Genomic DNA, 17,897 nt, shown 5'->3' on the forward strand with positions numbered 1-17,897 from the left:
TGCCGGAGAACGTCATGAAGTTGCACACAGTGAAGGTCTTGGGCGGTCTGTTGCTGGCCCTGATGGGGCCGGCGCACGCCGCGGATGACGAGGATGTGGAGGGCATGGTCGGGATGCTCAACATTCTCGGGTCCATGCATGAAACCCCCTGCAGCCTGGAGATGGCATCCCTGCACCAGACGATCGACCTGGGCCCGGTATCGGCCAGCCAGTTGCAACGGCCGGGTGACCAGGCGACCTCCGTGGCCTTTCAACTGCTGTTCGAGGATTGTCGGCGCACCGCCGGCCGCATCGCCAGTGAGCGCACGGGGAACCTGACATGGAGTGCTTATCAACCGGTGCTCTCGGTAGCGTTCATCGCACCAGCCGATGCCGACGATTCACGGCTGGTCAAGGTGCAAGGCATCACCGGGATGGGCCTGCGCCTGACCGATTCCCAGGGGCGCGATGTACAGCTGGGTTCAAGGGGGGAGCCATTGTTCTTGCCCTTGGGCCGCAACACGCAGACCTGGAACGTCCAGCCCACGCGCACCCCGGCACCCCTGACCAGCGGTGCATTCCGGGCCGTGGTGGATTTCAGGCTCAATTATGAGTAAGGGCAGAACAATGACCAGGTTAACCGGCCCGTGGGCCATTTTTATCGGTGCGGGACTGCTGTGGGTGGTCAGCCAGGGCGTGCAGGCCGATACCAACCTGACGATCCGCGCGACCATCATTGCACCTCCACCGTGCGTGATTAACAGCGGCGGCACACTGAATGTGCCGTTCGGCAATGACCTGCTGACGTCACGGATTGATGGCGTGAATTATCGACGGGACGTGCCGTATACCGTCACCTGCAGTCCTCCCGTTTACAGCAACGCGATGACCCTGGAACTCAAGGGCGCGGCAGCTGGGTTTGATAACAAAGTGCTCTCGACCCCCAAGACCGACCTGGGGGTCAAGCTCTTCGCCAATGGGGCGGACTGGCCGCTGAACACGCCGCTCAGGTTTACCCATCCGACCTTTCCGGCCGTGCAGGCGGTGCCGGTCAAGCGCGCAGGCAGCACGCTGACGGGCGGGGCATTTGCGACCGCCGCCACCCTCGTGATCGAGTACCAATAATGAGGAAACGATCAATGAAATGTTGGCCACAGCGAACGTTGCTCGGCTTGTGTTGCTTCGGCTTTTTCAGTGCTGCGTCGGCCAACCTGACGTTCAACGGAACGCTGAACGAGCCGCCGCCCTGCACGATTGATTCGGGCAGCACGATTGAAGTCGATTTCGGGGATGTCGGCACCAAGCGTGTTGATGGCGTGAAATATCGCAGGGCCGTCGGCTACACCATCCGCTGCGGCGCCTCCACGCTGCCGTGGCTGTTGAAGTTGAGCGTCAAGGGCGCAGAGACAACCTTTGATAACGCGGCCCTGCAGACCACTGCGCCTGACCTGGGGATTCGGCTGTACCAGAACAACGCGCCGTTTCGCCTCAACACGCCGCTGGACATCAGCCTGGCGGCACCGCCGACCTTGGAAGTGGTGCCGGTCAAACGGCCGGGTTCGGTCCTGAAGGCCCAAGGGTTCACGGCGGTGGCCACGCTGTTGGCTGAATACCAGTAGGAGTCGAGTGTATGCGACACGCAATGATTCATAAGGGGCTGGTCCTGCTGCTGACCTTCGGCCTGGCGGCCACGGCGCAGGCGGTGGACAACCTGAGGTTCAAGGGCAACCTGGTGGAACAGGCCTGCACCATCCGCCCGGGCGATGAAGCCATCACCCTGGAGCTGTGGGACCTGACCAGCAAGCACCTCTACATCAACACACGCTCAGTGGGCAAACGTTTCACCCTGCACCTGGATGACTGCAATACCACCATCAGCGACTCGGTGACCATCCTGTTCAACGGTGCGGAAAACCGCGCGCTGCCCGGTTTGTTTGCGCTGGACGGTGGCAGCGGTGCCTCTGGTATCGGGCTGGGTTTGGAGACACTGAGCGACAAGCCGGTGCCGGTGAACAAGGTCGGCGACGAACAGAAATTGAGCCCCGGCAACAACGTCATCCTGCTCAAGGCCTATGTGCAGGGTGAGCCGGATGCCCTGCGGGACAAGACCATCGGGCACGGCAGCTACCGTGTGACTTCGACGTTTACGCTGGATTATCCGTAACGCTAAACCGTTATGCATGGGATGAAAGAGAACAACATGAAACGACTATTTGGAGCCGTTGTGCTGCTTGCCCTGGCTGGCGTCACGACGACCGTGAAAGCGGCTGATTGCCGGGTCAATGGCGGCAATTGGCAACGGGTGAGCATTGGCGGGACGTTGAACCTGCAGGTTCCGGTGAATGTGCGGCTGGAGGTGAATGAGCCGCGCATTCTCCTGTCCGGGGTGAGGATCGAATGCCGGTTTGAACCGGACAGCTATACCCCGGATGGACGGCAGGACTACTGGGCCACCGGGACGAGGATCGGCCCGGCCTGGTCGCCTGGTCCGAAGTTCGTCAGCCAGACGACCGGCTTGCGTATCAATGGCAGTTATTGGAACACGCCTATCCAGGCGGGTATCAGGATTGCGACCATGCCTAACAATACGTCTCCGATCCCGATCGATGTCATCCCTTATATATTGATCCGCAACAACCCGACCAACCCGATCGACATTCGAATAGGTGACACTCTGGGCGTGTTACGTCTCGACCAGACCAACAACTACGATTCCTTTTCCACGAGCCTGCAGCTTACGTACATCGCCAACAACGACTTCACCATCTCCCCGTCGTCGTGCACGATCAACAATAACCAACCGATCGAAATCAACTTCGGCAACGTGCACCAGAGGGCGATAGGCACCGACCCCGTATCAACCACCGTTCGTACCGATCGCACGCTCACCTACCGGTGCCCGGACCCGGGGATTACCACGCCGATCACCATTACCTACAAAGGCACGCCGTCCTCGTTCAACGCCAATGCGCTGGTGATGAGCAATCCGAACGTGGGCACGGCCCTTGTCCGTCAGGGGACTGCGGTTCGAGTCAATGGCTCGTTCCTGACCCGTATCACCAACAGTTCCGGGAGCGACGTTGTAACGTTCGCCCTGGTCAAGCAGGCGGGGTCCCTGCCTGTCGAGGGGCCGTTGAACGGCAGCGGCGTACTGGTAATGGGGGTGCCATGACACACCCATACGGTCAGACCTGGCGCGTGACGCGGTTACGTTGTTGGCTGTGGCGTTCCAAAGCCTGGTGGGTCAACTCGCGCATCCATTGTTTTTCGCGGTAGCCCAGTTCGTTGAGCAGCAGGTTGTAGCTGTCGTCCGTCATGGGTTGCCCGGTCAGCACCTGCGGGTGCGGTACACCCAGGGCGTCGGCGAGACCGATCAGCGTGAGCCTCAACGCTTCTTTCTGCTCGTCGGGTAAGCCGTTGGCCTGGGCCAGCCTGGCCTGGGCTTCCTGCAACTCATCAAGGCGCGCGCATTGCTCGTCGAAATGCCGGGCATTGGCCTCAAGGGTGTTCGGGTGGTGGTCGTGCAGGTACTCTTCCCAATAGGGCTCCAGCAACATCTGGTTGACCAGGCCATCGCCTTCGCCCAGCTCCAGCACCGTGCTGTAGGCCTGTTCGATCTGCGTGGGTTTTACGTCGCCGGTGTCGCGGTACAGCATGTGTTCCGACAGCCAGGGCAGGTCGAGGCGCTTGGCCAGGGAGGTCTGGTAGCTCAGGTAGACCTCCACGTCGTCCACGTTACCCATCACGCCCTCCCGTCGTTGCGAACGCAGCCATTGGCCGAGGCCGCCTTCGGCTTCGGGTTTGAGCCGATGGGCAATGTCCTCGCTGGCGATGCGGTTCAATTGCTTGAGCCGTGCATTGCCCTTTGCCAGCGTCACCAGTTTGCCCTCGCGCTCGCTGGCCGAGGCGGAGTAACGCTGGGCTTCGCTGACCAGCACTTCGATGCCCAGGTCATTGAAAATCTGTGCACTGCCGTCGGCGCACAGGCCGGGAAAACTGGCCATCTTGAACAGCTTTTCACGCAGCGCCGTATCGTTGTGGGCCGCCTCCAGCAAACGCCAGACGCGCTCGCGCAACGTTTCAAGATTGTCCCAATAGGTGTCCATGTCCTGGGGCCGCTGGAAGAAGTCGGGCGCTTCAAGGGCCTTGAACACCTCGAACAAACCCTGGGAGCCGTGCTCGCGCTCCACCGCTTGCCACAGCTCCTGGCGCCTGCCCAGTAACGGCGGTCTGACCCGTTCCAGCCACGGGCCGCTCTCTCCACGGGGTTCATAGCTGCGGTTGGGGTCCAGTCCGGCGGCTTCGCGGTACTGCTCGTACAGCAGGCGCTGGTCGTTGAGCAGGGTGTTGCGGTCCAGGCGGGTATGGGCGACGGTCCGGGCCTCGGCGCTATCGGCCATGAGCGCTGGCACATGATCAATCCGGGTTTGGCTCAGGTCCAGCAGGAAACCCTCCTCCCGTGGGTGGGCAAACAGCCCGGTGGGCCATTGGGTGATGGGGGTGCGGCTCAGGAACAGGCGGCGCAGGTGCGGCATTTTCGAGATGTTCGGTGGCTGCGTCAGCGGGTTGCGGTACAGGTTCAGGTTGCGCAGGTGCTTGAGGTTTTTCAGGCGCGCAACGTCGCCGTTGAGCAGCGTGATCTGGTTTTCCCCCAGGTTGAGGTCGCGCAGGTAGCGCATGTTGGCGATGGGCTCGGGCAGCCGCGTCAGTTCGTTCGCACTGACGTCCAGCTCCCGCAGGGACGGGAATGCCTGCAGAAAGGGCCACTGGCTGTCGTTGAACATGCAGTTGGCCAGCTTCAGTTGGGTGACGTGCTCGAAACCATTGCCCAGCAGCGGCAGGCTGCCGGGCAGGTCGAGGGCGCTGAGGTCCAGGCTCGCGCCGCTCTGCACCTGGCCCAAGTCGTCGCGGTGCTCGGCGAGGCGGTCTTCCCAGCAGCGATAGAGTTTGTGCGCAATGATATTTTTACGCAGTTTTTCCTCCCGGGCCATGCGGCTGTTTTTGGGATGGGGGCCGGGCAGGCGCTTCCATTGCTCCAGCTCCCGGTACAGGTTGTGCCGCTGCAGGACCAGGCGATTGAGGACATCGTTGTTCAGCCCCGGGCCGATCTCATTGAGGAACCGCTGCAGGCGTTCCTCCTCCAGGGTCGGGAACAGACTGGCCAGCACCTCCCGGGCGCGGGCCTGGCCCAAGTGCTCCTGGGCGCGGCGCAACCCGCCGAGGGCCGCGCCGCCGAGCAGGGTGGTGGTCTGCACATCTGCCGTACTGCGCAGCGGTGGCTCGGCCAGCACCCGGCGCCGTTCGGCCAGGGGTTCGAGGGTTTCCATCAGCCAATGCTTGAGCCCGGCGCCCTGGCCGGGCCGGTAGCCCAGTTCACGTTGCTGCGCTTCGGACAGCGCGCGCAACAGGCATTCATACAGGGTATCCGGCCCATGCAGGCGCTGGCCCTGCTGATCGAACAGTTCGTAGCCCATGTCGTTCTGGCGCACCAGCACCCGGCGCCGGCGGGCATCGGCCGGCCCGGCTTCACAACGCAGCGTACCGCTGACCAGGCGATCGCGGATTTGCAGGTGCAGGTCGCCAAAGCCATCGCTGTAGCGCTTGAGGGTATTGAGCACCAGGCGTTCGGTACCTTCGGTGATCGCCCAGGGCGGGAAGAACCCCGCGTAGGCCTGGACACTGTGCTGGGCGAAGCTCAGTTCCCTGGCCTGATTGAGCAGGCGCAGCGGTACGTGGTGGTCCAGGGTTTGCCGTTCGGCCGGGGTTGTGCCGGCCAGCAGGGTGTCGGCCAGCGGCCGGTCCAGCGGGCTGACCTGTTCGCGCAAACGGCGTTCATGGGGATCGGCGCTGACCTGGCGGGCCTGATGGATGTAGTCGGCGATGTCACCGGTCTGGCGCGCCACCGAGTCCGCCAGTTGATCGCGCAAGGTTTGCACGCGCAGTGCTTGCGGCACGTCGCCGCCCAGCAGGTGCCTGATCGACGGCTCATCGAGAAACTCCAGCACCCGCGCCGGCAACTCGCCGGACATCACCTCGGCCAGGCTCAATTGCAGCGTGTCGGCCGGCGATGCCTGCGGGTTGGCGTACTTGTGGGAGTCACCGCTCTTGTCCGAGCGCACGAACACTTCCAATGCCTTGGTTTGGGGCCAGCCCGGCAGCTCGGTGATGGTCTGCTCGAACCAGGCGGACGTCGCATCCAGCGGCAGCGGTGCGCCGGCGCGAATGGTGTGCACGGTCTGTGTGGCAGCGTGCTGGGCTTCATAGCGATTGAGGGTCGCTTCCAGCAGCGGCGGGGTCGGCCGGTTTTGCACGTAAAGGTTGCGCAGCACACCGTCGTCGGCACCGCTGATGCGTTGCATCTGCTGCAGTTGCTGGTTGCTGAAGGGCGCCGTGCGCGGCCCCAGGCGGCGCATCAGCGTGGCGCTGTCCCAGGTGCGCGGTTGCTCGGCTTCATGTACGAAGGCGCCGTCGCCGTTGAACCGCACCAGGGGTTGATAGGCGTTGGCGCGCTCCGGGTGAGCGATACGCGTGTCGCCGGTTTCAGGGTCTGCCTGCACTTCGAAGTGAGTACCTTGCAGCGCGAGGATCTGCTTGCCCCGATGGGTGTGCAGGCCGTCGACAATGGGCGGCTGGTCGAGGTTTTTCACAGCATAGGGCGCAATATCCGGGTGCCACAGGCGCGTGCTGCCGTCGGGCCGCACCACCGGGCGCAAGCCTTCGACGAAGGGGCTGAGCTTGAGCCGTGCGACATGGCCCAACTGGCTGGCAGCACCGAACAAGGCAAACTGGATCACGCTGTCGGCCACCGCGACCACTTGCTCCGCCGCCTCGGCACCACGCCCCTGGGCCCAATCGACAATCCCCTCGAACACCTCGTCGGTGATCTGGTACAGGCTGTAGGCGAGCATCGCTTCACCCAGCAGCGGCACGAAGGGCGTCAGCACCAGCAGCGCCGCATTGAAGATATCCCCGAGGATTTTTTCCAGGTTGTCCCACCAGGCCCAGCGCGCGTGGCGGTCGGCGGTGGCGGTGGGCACGGCGATGTCCAGGGCATCGTTGACGATCTTGTTCAACTTGAGGCGGTACTGGTAATTCCACAGGTCATTTTCGGCGGCGAGCGTTGAGCGATTGACGTGATCGTCACCGATAGCCTGCACGCTGAATTGCAGGTTTGGCTGGGTGGTCGGGGTATCGCGCCAGCTGGGGCGCGGGTCGGTGTGGGCGGTTTGATGCCAGCGAACACGGCTCAAGCGTGTATTGAGCCCGGCAAAGAATTCACCGCGCCTGGCGTGGTCGATGAACTGGCTGAAGAAGGTCTGGTAGCGCTGGCTGTCCCGCAGTTTTTCCGTGAGGTGGCTGAGGAAGGCCGCAGGCGAAGGGTATTGCTTCAGAGGGTGTTCGGGGTCTGCGGGGATGTACACCAGCACCTTGCCGACGGGTCGGGTGGGCTGCGGGACAAACAGCAACAGGATGCCGGTCAATGCCGTGTTCATCAGGCTCAGGGTATGGCATCCAAGCGCCTGACCGTCCAGCAGCGCGACGCGGCCGGCGATCAGGTCGAGCACGGCGCCGTGGGCATCGGCGTCGATGTCCCGGTTGATCAAGGCCAGGTGCGCCGCCGTACCCAGGGCAGTCTTCTGAGTGGCAACCATCTGCAGGCGCACGGCCCGGGTCACCGCCGGGTCATAGAATCCCAGGGCCTGGCGCAGGCTTTTCTGGTAGCGGGCGCCCAGGTCCAGGGTGCGGCAGATGTGCTTGAACTGTTCAGCGGTCAATACGGCGCCGGTGATGGAGTGGCGCAAGGTCAGTGTATCCCGCTGCCCGCGTGGGTCTTCGGCGGACAGGAAGGCGTAGTCGACGAAGGTGTCCGAGGCGGCAAAGTTGGCCAGCGCGACGTCCAGCAGCGACAGGGTTTTGCTTTGCTCCCCACGATTGAAATCGTGCACCCACCAGGCAACTTTGGCGCTGGCATACAGCCGCAGGCAGGTGGTTCTGACGTCAATCTCGCCATAGGCCTTCAAGGCATTTTTCAGCAGCGGTTCGGCGAAGGCGTACACGTCGGTCAATGCCTGGAATCGCTGGTCCATCGCAGCCTGCTGCTGCCAGTGTGCGGCGATCGCGGGCTTGAGCGCTTGATGCTGGCTGGCGCTGGCATGGGGATAGTGGCGGATGCCTTGGTGGGCGACGTCGTTGAGTGCGCGCAGGCGGAGTGGCGAGGTGGTTTTCAGCCAGTGCGGCAGGGCGTTTTCGATAAACGCGTGGTGCAGGGACTGGTCGGGTATGTCGGCCATGGGGGCAACCTGTAGAGCTCAAAAAGAAGGCTTGAGTCTATGCACCGGCACGGCTGCGGATAAGTTTGAATAGTGGGTGGAAACCGCGGCGGATCCCTCAGTAATCCGCAAGTGAAAAGCGCAGGGATAGGCCCATCAGCGCACGCTGCATAAGCTGTTGTTGCCCGGTTGCAGATAGGGCGTAAGAATCGGCGCCATGCCCTTGAGTACCTGTACCGGCAACGCCGAAGTGAACTTGAAACCCTGGGCCGAAGCGCCGGGGACGAAGGCGGTCAGCGTGCCGAAATGATGCTCGCCGATGTAGAACACGAAGGTCGCCGTGCGGTTGATCGCCTTGGAGCTGAGGATCCGCCCACCGGCGCCGATGGCTTCGATCCGGTTGTCGCCGGTACCGGTCTTGCCGCCCATGGCCAAAGGCGTACCGTCCGCCAGTTTGAAACTGCCGGACACGCGTCGTGCAGTGCCCGCGTCCACCACCTGGGACAGCGCCCCCTTGAGTGCCGTGGCCACCTCGGAAGGCATCACGCGCTTGCCGCGATTGGGGTCGTTGACCAAGCGGGTTTCGTACGGGGTGTCGGCGGCAAAGCGCAGGCTGTCGATACGCAGGGTGGGCTGGCGCACGCCATCGTTGAGGATGATCCCCACCAGTTCCGCCAGGGCCGCCGGGCGGTCGCCGGAGCTGCCGATGGCCGTGGCAAGCGACGGCACCAGATGGTCGAAGGGGTAGCCGACTTTTTGCCAGCGCTGGTGAATATCGAGGAACGCTTCGATCTCCAGCATGGTGCGGATGCGGCTGTCGCGGGCACTCTTGTGGCGGCTCTTGAACAGCCAGCTGTAAACCTCCTGGCGCTCGTGTTCACTGGCGGCGGTGGCCTGGGTGAAGGTGGCGTTGGGGTTGTTCAGCAGGTAGCCCATCAGCCACAGGTCCAGCGGGTGAACCTTGGCGATATAGCCTTGGTCAGGCAGGTCGTAGGCGCCGGGGCCGTAATTCTGGTAGAGCTTTTCGAGGCGCTCGTCGGTGAGTTTTTCAGGGCTTTTGACGCTGCTCAAGTGCGAGCGGACGAAGCTGTTGAAACTCGCCTGGCTGGCGTTGGGCAGCAGGTAGCGGTGTACGGCGGCCAGGCGGATGGCGGTGGGGTGCATGCCATCGAGGAAAGTATCGAGGCGCGCCTGGGTATCTTTGTTGCGGTACTTTTTCCAGAACTTGAGCAGGAACGTAGTGCCCTCGCGGTCGGCAAACTGGGCCAGGTATTCCTGGCGGCGCGGGTCGTTGTCGTCCTTGAGCAACTCGGCGCTGTTGTTCGGGCCCTGGTAGGTGGTGTAGCGCACCAGGTCGCGCATCAAGCGAATGAACGGCAGGTTGATGGACTCGCGCAGGGCCTCGATCAAGGTGGGATTGCGGCCGTTGTCCTGGCTGCGGAAGTTGTGGAAGTGGTGCATGCCGCCGCCGGTGAAAAAGCCTTCGCCGGTGTTGGCCGAGTATTGGCGATTGAGGGCGGCGTCGAGCATGGCCGGCAGGTTGCGGTCGCTGTTCTGGATCAGGTAATCGAGGGCCCAGCGGGTGATGCGGTCCTGGTCGTCCACCGGAATCTTGCGCAGTTGGGCAGCGGGTATCGCGCCGTATTTGTCGTGCAACTCGCTGACGATTTGCAGGTAGGTGGTCATCACCCGCAGCTTGGCGGTTGAACCCAGTTCCAGCTTGCTGCCTTCGTTGATGTCGAATGGCTGGTCGGTGCTGTCGGTTTGCACGCGCACGCGGGCACCGTCGGGTGTCATCTCGTAGAGGTTGAAACTGTAGCGAACCTGAGCGGTGCTGGCGGGCGTCAGCAGCGTGGGCCCGAGCAGGCCGATCTGCGCGGCGAAGGCGGGGTCGGCGAGTTGCTTGAGGTACGTGCTGGCCTGGCTTTGCAGGTCGGCTTGCAAGGTGCTCGTGGCAGAGAGATCGAGTCGGTCGAGGTCGTACAGCGGCTGGTTGAGCAGGGCGGCCAGGCGAGTGCGGGCGACGCTGATGCCCTTGTTGGTTTCGATTGGCTGGATCGTCGGTTGTTGCTGCCAGTCACGGTAGGTGACTTTGCTGGCGAGGGCTGCGCTGGCCAGCGCCGGGTCGATCACGTTGTTTTGTGCGAGCAGGCGGATGTGGCTGTCGGTGAGGTCCGCCAGTTCCTTGTGGCCCTTGGACAGATAGTGAGACGGGCGACGCTGGGCGATCATCAGCGACAGCACCTCGCGCAACGCCAGACCCTTTTGCGGCAGCTGTTTGGGGTCGGTGCCGATGAGCAGCGCGTTTGTCTGGTTGAAGTCGGCGCCGTACCACACGCGCAAGCCTTCGGCCATGCCGTGCACTTCGCCATGGCCGGGTACCGCCGACAGGGGCACGCTGTTGAGGTAGTCGCGCACGATGTCCTGGCGAGCGGCAAGGGTTTGCGGGCCGTCCTGATACGCGCGCACGCTGGCAGAAATCATCTGGCGGATTTTCTCGCCGCCGGACAGGGTCAGGCCGTCGGGCGAGTGGCGGTATTTTTCCAGCTGCGTGGCCAGGGTACTGCCGCCTGCCGTCTGGCCGGGCAGGTGCAAGAGCTTCGCCACCTGGGACCAGGCGGCCTTGGCAAAGCGCGGCCAATCCACGGCCGGGTTGAGTTGCGGGTTTTTCGGGTCCAGCAGGTCGCGGTCTTCGATAAACAGCAGGCTGCTGACCACCACCGGCGGGATCGCCGCAAAGCTTGGGTAGAACTGTTGTGGATACGTGAACTGATACAGCGGCGCGGCGCGGCAATCGGTGATGGTCAGGCCGGCCTGGATCTTTTCCGGGTAGGGCACGAACAGGCCGCGCTGGGCGTAGGCCATCAGGTCGGGGGAGAAGCGCGCTTGAGCCTGGATCAGGTAGTCACGCTTGATCAAGCGCGGCAGGAACTCGCCGAGGGCGCTGTAGCCCAGGCGCTTGTCAAAGGGCCCGGCGCCAGGGTAAACCCGTGCATCGCTGGGGCCCGAATGCATTTGGTAGGTGAGGGTTGAGGCAATGTCGGAGAAGGTCTTGGCCTGCAACCTTGAAGTGCGCATTTCCCGCAGGGCGGCAAAGCCCAGGGCGATCAGCGCAATCAGCAGCACCAGCCAGAACAGCCGCCACCACAACCGTCGGCGGGGAGGAGGGCTTTGTGGCAACGGCTGTTCATCCGGGCTATCGGTGGACACCGCAGCCTTGGTCGAAGCGTTTTGCCATAAAGCGCCCATAGTCGATTGATCCATTTACGTAGATTGATCGGACTTGGTTGAAGCTTAGACGGTGGTGGGCGAGTGGGGGGGATTTGTGAGTGTGATGCTGTTTGTGGCGAGGGGGCTTGTCCCCCGTTGGGCTGCGCAGCAGCCCCAAAACCTGCCATGAAGATCTTCCTGAAGAAATGCGGTGTGTTTACTGGGGCTGCTGCGCAGCCCAACGGGGGGCAAGCCCCCTCGCCACAGACAAGCCCTCTCCACACAGGAAAAATCAGAGCCAGGCTGCGTCCCATAGTGGGTAGTCACCAATATGTTCGACCAGGCCCGCTCGCAGAGGATTGGCGATGATGTAGCGGGCAATTTTGCGAAGGTCTTCATCGCTACGCACTGCTCGGTCATGGTAGCCAAGTTGCCAGAATCGTTCTTTGCTGCCGCGTGCGCGATTAATGGTGAGGGTGCTGCGGGATTTGGTACGTCCCACAGCCTGCGACAACGTTGTGCCTTGCAGCTCAAATAGCCAATGAAAGTGATCAGGCATGACGACCCATGCCAGAGAGTCGACCATTCCCAATTCATGGGTCTTCCTGAATTCTGCTACCAGTAGTCTTCCCAAATGGAAGTCTTTGAACAGGGGTTGCCGGTTGTGAACCACGGCGGTAATCAGATAAGGACGGCCAGATTCTGAATGTCGACCACGGCGTAACAGATGAGAGTTGGGTTGATGAAGCATTCCTTTGCTCCTTGAGGGGAAGTAGTCAATTGACGTTAGCAGCTGCTGTGGAGTGCTCTCTTGCAGTTCAGTGTCGGCGTGTTTCTCGAAGGTAGATTTGTGGCGAGCGGGCTTGTCCGTGGCGAGGGGGCTTGTCCCCCGTTGGGCTGCGCAGCAGCCCCAGTAAAGACACCGCATTTTCTGGATAGAACTTATGGCAGGTTTTGGGGCTGCTACGCAGCCCAACGGGGGACAAGCCCCCTCGCCACAGACAAGCCCGCTCGTCACAGATAACCCCGCCACATAACCCCAAACCGTCGAGCTAGAGCCTCCCCCACCCGTAAACCCGCCAAAGGTAGGGGCATGACGCTGCACCATTACCGTGCAATACTCGCCGCCGTTTGGTGGCGATGATTCCTACGCTAACCAGGTGATGCTCCTCCGCAAAAGGCGCCTTTACCGAGAGTTCCCGCTGAATCTTGCCGTTTATAGAGTGAAAACCCCTGGGTTTAGCTTTTTATACTGCACCCCCGCTGATCTGGCCCGGCCAGACCGTTTTACCCAAAAGGTGATCCGGCAACGGTACGCCATGGCAGACCCGCCATGACGCCCCGGACTCGGTGGCTCATATCCAATAACAAGACGAGGTTGTATCCCTATGCCAGCTGGCAATCATCTGCCCCACGGCGAGACCGCTCAGGGCGGTCCGCTGAAACGCGAACTCGGCGAACGGCATATTCGCCTGATGGCCCTCGGTGCATGCATCGGCGTCGGCCTGTTCCTAGGCTCGGCCAAGGCCATTGAAATGGCCGGCCCGGCGATCATGCTGTCGTACATCATCGGCGGCCTGGCGATCCTGGTGATCATGCGCGCCCTCGGCGAGATGGCCGTGCACAACCCGGTGGCCGGTTCGTTCAGCCGCTACGCCCAGGATTACCTCGGCCCGCTGGCGGGCTTTCTCACCGGCTGGAACTATTGGTTCCTGTGGCTGGTGACCTGCGTGGCAGAAATCACGGCCGTCGCCGTGTACATGGGCGTGTGGTTCCCCGATACACCCCGCTGGATCTGGGCCCTGGCAGCACTGATCAGCATGGGCACCATCAACCTGATCGCGGTCAAGGCCTTCGGTGAGTTCGAGTTCTGGTTCGCGCTGATCAAGATCGTCACCATCATCGCCATGGTGATCGGCGGCGTCGGCATCATCGCGTTCGGCTTTGGCAACGATGGCGTGGCCCTGGGCATTTCCAACCTGTGGACCCACGGCGGCTTTATGCCCAATGGCGTGCAGGGTGTGTTGATGTCCCTGCAGATGGTGATGTTCGCCTACCTGGGCGTGGAGATGATCGGCCTCACCGCCGGTGAAGCGAAGAACCCGCAGAAGACCATCCCGAGTGCCATCGGCTCGGTGTTCTGGCGCATCCTGCTGTTCTACGTCGGTGCGTTGTTCGTGATCCTGTCGATCTACCCGTGGAACGAAATCGGCACCCAGGGCAGCCCGTTCGTGATGACCTTCGAGCGCCTGGGTATCAAGACCGCCGCCGGCATCATCAACTTCGTGGTGATCACCGCGGCGTTGTCGTCGTGCAACGGCGGTATCTTCAGCACCGGGCGCATGCTCTACAGCCTGGCGCAGAACGGCCAGGCCCCGGCCACGTTCGGTACCACCTCAAGCAACGGCGTGCCGCGCAAGGCGCTGCTGCTGTCGATCTTCGTGCTGTTGCTGGGCGTGCTGCTCAACTACATGGTCCCGGAAAAAGTCTTCGTCTGGGTCACTTCCATCGCTACCTTCGGCGCGATCTGGACCTGGCTGATGATCCTCCTGGCCCAGCTCAAGTTCCGCAAGAGCCTGACCCAGGCCGAACGTGACGGCCTTAAATACCGCATGTGGCTGTACCCGGTCAGCTCCTACCTGGCCTTGGCGTTCCTGGTGCTGGTGGTGGGCCTGATGGCGTACTTCCCGGACACCCGTGTGGCGCTCTACGTGGGGCCGGTGTTCCTGGTGCTGCTGACGGTGTTGTTCTACGTGTTCAAGTTGCAGCCGACTCAAGCGGCGGCACGCACCGCGAGCTGAGTTTCCTGCGCTCAACAAAAAGCCCCTTACGGGGCTTTTTGTTTTTCAGGCGGTGGCAACGCGCGCCGGTTGCGTGAGCCGCTTGTTCAAGTCCAGCCAGGCCCCCAGCAACGCCATCAACCCGGCGCCTACCAGTGCGGTGAAAATCTGCATGGCGAAGGCATCGCCGGTGATCGCATTGATCATGTCTGCCAGTGGCGCCAGCAGCACCCCCAGGCAGAACACTTCCAGGGAGTAGCGCCCCATACGGCAGGTTTGTCGGGCCAGCCAGTTCTGCGTCCATTCGCGGCCAGGCAGCAGCTTGGCGGTGACATAGGCCAGGGCCAGAAAATGCAGCAGGCGCACCGGCGACAGGTCGGTCTTGCTGATGGGGTACAGCAGGTCACTGAGCGCCGACGGCATCAGCGCGTCGTGGATTTCCGGCCAGCGCCACGAGAGCGTGAGAACCCCCGCCAACAGCGCATACACCGCCGCAGCGACGAACAATGGCTGACGCAACAGGCGCCGAGTCTTGACAGGGCGGGGTTGCCCGGCATGAATCGCCGCCGCGCCGCCCAGCACAAACAGCAACTGCCAGGTCACCGGATTGAAATACCACACGCCGTCGGCAATCGCCGCCAGGTTCCAGCCCAGGTGCGGCGCCAGCAAGTACACCGCCAGCGAAACAGCCACCACCGCCCAGGTCTTGCGCAACAGCAACGGCAACACCAGCGGCAGGCAGCCCAGCAGCACGATGTACAGCGGCAGCGGGTCCATCAGGTTGGGTTTGAAGCGCAACAGCAGTTCATCCACCAGGGCTTGCTGGGGATGAGTGACGAAGTGCGTCAGGCCCATCTCTTCAACGAGGTCGCGGGTTTCCACATGGCTGTTGGCGAAGAACACGATGCCCATCAGCATCGCCAGCAGGAAGATGTGCACCACGTACAGCACCCAGGTGCGCCGCCAGATCTTCACGCAGGCGATCAGATAACCGTCGCGCTGCAGGATCTTGCCGTAGGCCAGCACGGCCGCATAACCGGCCAGGAACACGAAGACTTCCGCCGCGTCGCTGAAACCGAAGTTGCGCAAGGTGATCTGGCCCAGAGGGTTGTGGGGCACGTGATCCCAGAAAATAAAGATCAACGCCAGGCCCCGAAAAAAATCGATGCGCGGGTCGCGTCCGTTCAACATGGCAGCGGGCTCTTGAACAAGGGGTTTAGTAATGACAAGTGGACGACGGCTTCAGTCGAGCCGTACGTCGGGCGGGCGCAGGTTGGCGGTATTTGTAAGCAATTGCAAAGCTGAGTTTTTTGCTGAATGTCTCATCGCTTTGTTTAAACGTCGATGATCACCAGCGTGCCTTGGCTGCCGGCGAGTACCGCGTGGGCGATGCCGGCTTCAACCAGGTACATCTGACCGGCGCCGACGTCGATGGCCTCCTCGCCAATAGACAGGCGCAAAAGACCGTCGATCACCAACAGCCCTTCGTTGTAGTCGTGGGTTTCTTCTTCATAAGCCTGTGCATCCATGCGCAGCACCTTGATCCGCGCCGGGCCGACCTGGCCCACGCGGGTGGATTTCCAGGTGTCCGGCAGTTGGGCGGCAAGGGCGGTGAAGTCGAGTAACGGCATGGTGAAGCTCCTTGTTTCAACGATGCCGTTCGGTGGTCCGGTTCAGCAGGAAAGGGGATGGTTTAGAACGCGTCCATCAGCAAAACCCGGCAGGGTTTGGCTTCGTATTGGTTGATCTGCGGCACCAGGCGGGTGAAGTGCTCTGTCTGACAGTGCGCATCCAGCGCGGCCTGGTCGGGCCATTGCTCGATAAAGATAAAGTGTCCGGGGTCTTTCTGGTCGACGAACAGATCGTAGGCAATACACAGGGGTTCCTGGCGGGTTTTTTCCACCAGTTCCGCATACCACGGGCGCACGGTGTCGAGGTGTTCGGGTTTGATGAAGTCTTCGGCAATCACTTTCAGCATCGTATCGTTCCGTTAAAAAGATCAGGCAGCCGCGATTTCATTCGGCTCAAAACTGTCCGCCCGCGCCATCTGCCACATGCGCGAATAAAACTCGCCGTTCACTTCGCCGGTGAGCAATTCGCCAGGTTTCAGGAACACATGCAACTGCGAGAACAGCTTGATCTCGGTGGCCGACATGCGCCGCACCAGGTGCTTGGCCGACAGTTGCGAAGGGTGGTCGAGACCGGCGGCAGCGAGCATTTCGGCCAGGGCCTTCAACGTGTTGCGGTGGAAGTTGAACACGCGCTGGGCCTTGTCCGGCACCACCAGTGCGCGCTGGCGCAACGGGTCCTGGGTGGCCACCCCGGTGGGGCATTTGTTGGTGTGGCAGCTTTGCGACTGGATACAGCCGATGGCGAACATGAAGCCCCGCGCCGAGTTGGCCCAGTCGGCACCGATGGCCAGGACGCTGGCGATGTCGAACGCGCTGACGATCTTGCCGCTGGCGCCGAGCTTGATCTTGTCCCGCAGGTTCAAGCCCACCAGGGTGTTGTGCACGAACAGCAAGCCTTCACGCAGCGGCACGCCGATGTGGTCGGTGAACTCCACCGGCGCGGCGCCGGTGCCGCCTTCCTTGCCGTCCACCACGATAAAGTCCGGGAGGATGCCGGTTTCGAGCATGGCCTTGGCGATGCCCATGAATTCCCACGGGTGGCCCAGGCAGAACTTGAAGCCCACCGGTTTGCCGCCCGACAGTTCACGCAGCTGGGCGATGAAGTGCATCATTTCGATGGGAGTGGAAAACGCGCTGTGGCGCGACGGCGAGATGCAGTCCTCGCCCATCATGATGCCGCGGGTGTCGGCGATTTCCTGGGTGACCTTGTGCTTGGGCAGGATCCCGCCGTGGCCCGGTTTGGCGCCCTGGCTCATCTTGATTTCGATCATCCGCACTTGCGGGTTCTGCGCCTGCACGGCGAAGCGTTCCGGGTCGAAAAGGCCGGCGCTGGTGCGGCAGCCGAAGTAGCCGCTGCCGAGCTCCCAGGTCAGGTCGCCGCCGTTTTCCCGGTGATAGGGGCTGATGCTGCCTTCACCGGTGTCATGGGCGAAGTTGCCGAGCTTGGCCCCCTGGTTGAGCGCGCGAATCGCGTTGGCGCTCAGCGAACCGAAGCTCATGGCCGAGATGTTGAACACCGAGGCCGAGTAGGGCTGCTTGCATTGCGGGCCGCCGACGATCACGCGAAACGCGCTGGGGTCGCTCAGCGGCGCGGGGCGCATGGAGTGGCCGATAAACTCAAAGCCCGACTGGTACACGTCGATCAGCGTGCCGAAGGGTTTGTCGGCACTTTCATTCTTGGCGCGGGAGTAGACCAGCGAGCGCTGGGCCCGGGAAAAGGGCAGGGCGTCGCTGTCGGATTCCAGCAGGTACTGGCGGATTTCCGGACGGATGCCTTCCACCAGGTAACGGATATTGCCCAGGATCGGGTAGTTGCGGCGCACCGCGTGGGGGCTTTGCAGCAGGTCGAAAATGCCGATCAGGCTAAGGATGCCGGTGACCACGGCGATCGGCCACAGCCATTCGTGTTCGATAAACGGCATGCTGGCGAGGGTGAAAATGACGCAGACGGCAAAGAACGCGTAACGGCTTAACAAGGACAGGCTCATACAGGGTTCCTTAGTTTTTATCCTGTAGGAGCGAGCTTG

At 62.3% G+C, this 17,897-nt stretch carries 13 protein-coding genes; 6 read left to right on the plus strand and 7 right to left on the minus strand.

From position 1 onward, the window contains the following. Positions 1–14: 14 nt before the first annotated feature. From HX817_RS12165 to HX817_RS12185, 5 genes are read left to right on the plus strand one after another with little or no spacing between them, the layout of a single operon-like run. On the plus strand, positions 15–596 hold the full coding sequence (locus HX817_RS12165) for a fimbrial protein (protein WP_003216422.1): 582 nt from the start codon (positions 15–17) through the stop codon (positions 594–596). Positions 597–606: 10 nt separating this feature from the next. Then, positions 607–1,104, plus strand: coding sequence for a fimbrial protein (locus HX817_RS12170; RefSeq protein ID WP_177040301.1), 498 nt, complete (start codon positions 607–609; stop codon positions 1,102–1,104). A gap of 14 nt (positions 1,105–1,118) precedes the next feature. After that, positions 1,119–1,598, plus strand: coding sequence for a fimbrial protein (locus HX817_RS12175; protein ID WP_134327276.1), 480 nt, complete (start codon positions 1,119–1,121; stop codon positions 1,596–1,598). 11 nt (positions 1,599–1,609) lie between these two features. Next, positions 1,610–2,143 (plus strand): fimbrial protein, encoded by a 534-nt coding sequence (locus HX817_RS12180; RefSeq protein WP_087692798.1) that lies wholly within the window; start codon positions 1,610–1,612, stop codon positions 2,141–2,143. Positions 2,144–2,179: 36 nt separating this feature from the next. After that, a complete protein-coding gene (locus tag HX817_RS12185; protein ID WP_008435561.1) occupies positions 2,180–3,151 on the plus strand; it encodes a fimbrial protein in 972 nt (323 codons plus the stop codon). Positions 3,152–3,164: 13 nt separating this feature from the next. Here HX817_RS12185 and HX817_RS12190 read toward each other — a convergent pair whose 3' ends face one another. The 3 genes from HX817_RS12190 to HX817_RS12200 all read right to left on the minus strand — a co-directional run bounded on the left by HX817_RS12190 (position 3,165) and on the right by HX817_RS12200 (position 12,210). Next, on the minus strand, positions 3,165–8,270 hold the full coding sequence (locus tag HX817_RS12190) for an NEL-type E3 ubiquitin ligase domain-containing protein (protein WP_177040302.1): 5,106 nt from the start codon (positions 8,268–8,270) through the stop codon (positions 3,165–3,167). A 135-nt stretch (positions 8,271–8,405) separates the two neighbouring features. Then, positions 8,406–11,498 carry a transglycosylase domain-containing protein gene (locus HX817_RS12195; RefSeq protein ID WP_177040303.1) on the minus strand — a complete coding sequence of 1,031 codons (3,093 nt, stop codon included), beginning with the start codon at positions 11,496–11,498 and terminating at the stop codon, positions 8,406–8,408. A gap of 253 nt (positions 11,499–11,751) precedes the next feature. After that, positions 11,752–12,210 carry a transposase gene (locus HX817_RS12200; protein ID WP_032899435.1) on the minus strand — a complete coding sequence of 153 codons (459 nt, stop codon included), beginning with the start codon at positions 12,208–12,210 and terminating at the stop codon, positions 11,752–11,754. Between the two features lie 637 nt (positions 12,211–12,847). Here HX817_RS12200 and HX817_RS12205 point away from each other — a divergent pair. Beyond that, positions 12,848–14,260 carry an amino acid permease gene (locus HX817_RS12205; RefSeq protein WP_003216436.1) on the plus strand — a complete coding sequence of 471 codons (1,413 nt, stop codon included), beginning with the start codon at positions 12,848–12,850 and terminating at the stop codon, positions 14,258–14,260. Positions 14,261–14,305: 45 nt separating this feature from the next. Here the strand turns inward: HX817_RS12205 and HX817_RS12210 are convergent, their stop codons facing one another. From HX817_RS12210 to HX817_RS12225, 4 genes are all read right to left on the minus strand, one after another. After that, complete coding sequence (locus HX817_RS12210; protein ID WP_177040304.1) at positions 14,306–15,430, minus strand: OpgC family protein; 1,125 nt, start codon at positions 15,428–15,430, stop codon at positions 14,306–14,308. Positions 15,431–15,573: 143 nt separating this feature from the next. After that, on the minus strand, positions 15,574–15,870 hold the full coding sequence (locus HX817_RS12215; protein ID WP_003216439.1) for a cupin domain-containing protein: 297 nt from the start codon (positions 15,868–15,870) through the stop codon (positions 15,574–15,576). Positions 15,871–15,932: 62 nt separating this feature from the next. Next, positions 15,933–16,217: a putative quinol monooxygenase gene (locus HX817_RS12220; RefSeq protein ID WP_003216442.1), complete on the minus strand. Its 285-nt coding sequence runs from the start codon at positions 16,215–16,217 to the stop codon at positions 15,933–15,935. 21 nt (positions 16,218–16,238) lie between these two features. Continuing rightward, entirely contained in the window at positions 16,239–17,858 is a 1,620-nt protein-coding gene (locus HX817_RS12225; RefSeq protein WP_003216444.1) for an FMN-binding glutamate synthase family protein, read from the minus strand. Positions 17,859–17,897: the final 39 nt, after the last annotated feature.

It is taken from the genome of Pseudomonas sp. C6002 (genome assembly GCF_013385805.1).
In the GTDB taxonomy this organism is placed as follows: Bacteria; Pseudomonadota; Gammaproteobacteria; order Pseudomonadales; family Pseudomonadaceae; genus Aquipseudomonas.

Bases quoted from the DNA above. Each gene is read 5' to 3' on its own strand.
- HX817_RS12165 (WP_003216422.1), top strand. From the start codon at position 15: ATGAAGTTGCACACAGTGAAGGTCTTGGGCGGTCTGTTGCTGGCCCTG.
- HX817_RS12170 (WP_177040301.1), top strand. From the start codon at position 607: ATGACCAGGTTAACCGGCCCGTGGGCCATTTTTATCGGTGCGGGACTG.
- HX817_RS12175 (WP_134327276.1), top strand. From the start codon at position 1,119: ATGAAATGTTGGCCACAGCGAACGTTGCTCGGCTTGTGTTGCTTCGGC.
- HX817_RS12180 (WP_087692798.1), top strand. From the start codon at position 1,610: ATGCGACACGCAATGATTCATAAGGGGCTGGTCCTGCTGCTGACCTTC.
- HX817_RS12185 (WP_008435561.1), top strand. From the start codon at position 2,180: ATGAAACGACTATTTGGAGCCGTTGTGCTGCTTGCCCTGGCTGGCGTC.
- HX817_RS12190 (WP_177040302.1), bottom strand. From the start codon at position 8,270: ATGGCCGACATACCCGACCAGTCCCTGCACCACGCGTTTATCGAAAAC.
- HX817_RS12195 (WP_177040303.1), bottom strand. From the start codon at position 11,498: ATGGGCGCTTTATGGCAAAACGCTTCGACCAAGGCTGCGGTGTCCACC.
- HX817_RS12200 (WP_032899435.1), bottom strand. From the start codon at position 12,210: ATGCTTCATCAACCCAACTCTCATCTGTTACGCCGTGGTCGACATTCA.
- HX817_RS12205 (WP_003216436.1), top strand. From the start codon at position 12,848: ATGCCAGCTGGCAATCATCTGCCCCACGGCGAGACCGCTCAGGGCGGT.
- HX817_RS12210 (WP_177040304.1), bottom strand. From the start codon at position 15,430: ATGTTGAACGGACGCGACCCGCGCATCGATTTTTTTCGGGGCCTGGCG.
- HX817_RS12215 (WP_003216439.1), bottom strand. From the start codon at position 15,870: ATGCCGTTACTCGACTTCACCGCCCTTGCCGCCCAACTGCCGGACACC.
- HX817_RS12220 (WP_003216442.1), bottom strand. From the start codon at position 16,217: ATGCTGAAAGTGATTGCCGAAGACTTCATCAAACCCGAACACCTCGAC.
- HX817_RS12225 (WP_003216444.1), bottom strand. From the start codon at position 17,858: ATGAGCCTGTCCTTGTTAAGCCGTTACGCGTTCTTTGCCGTCTGCGTC.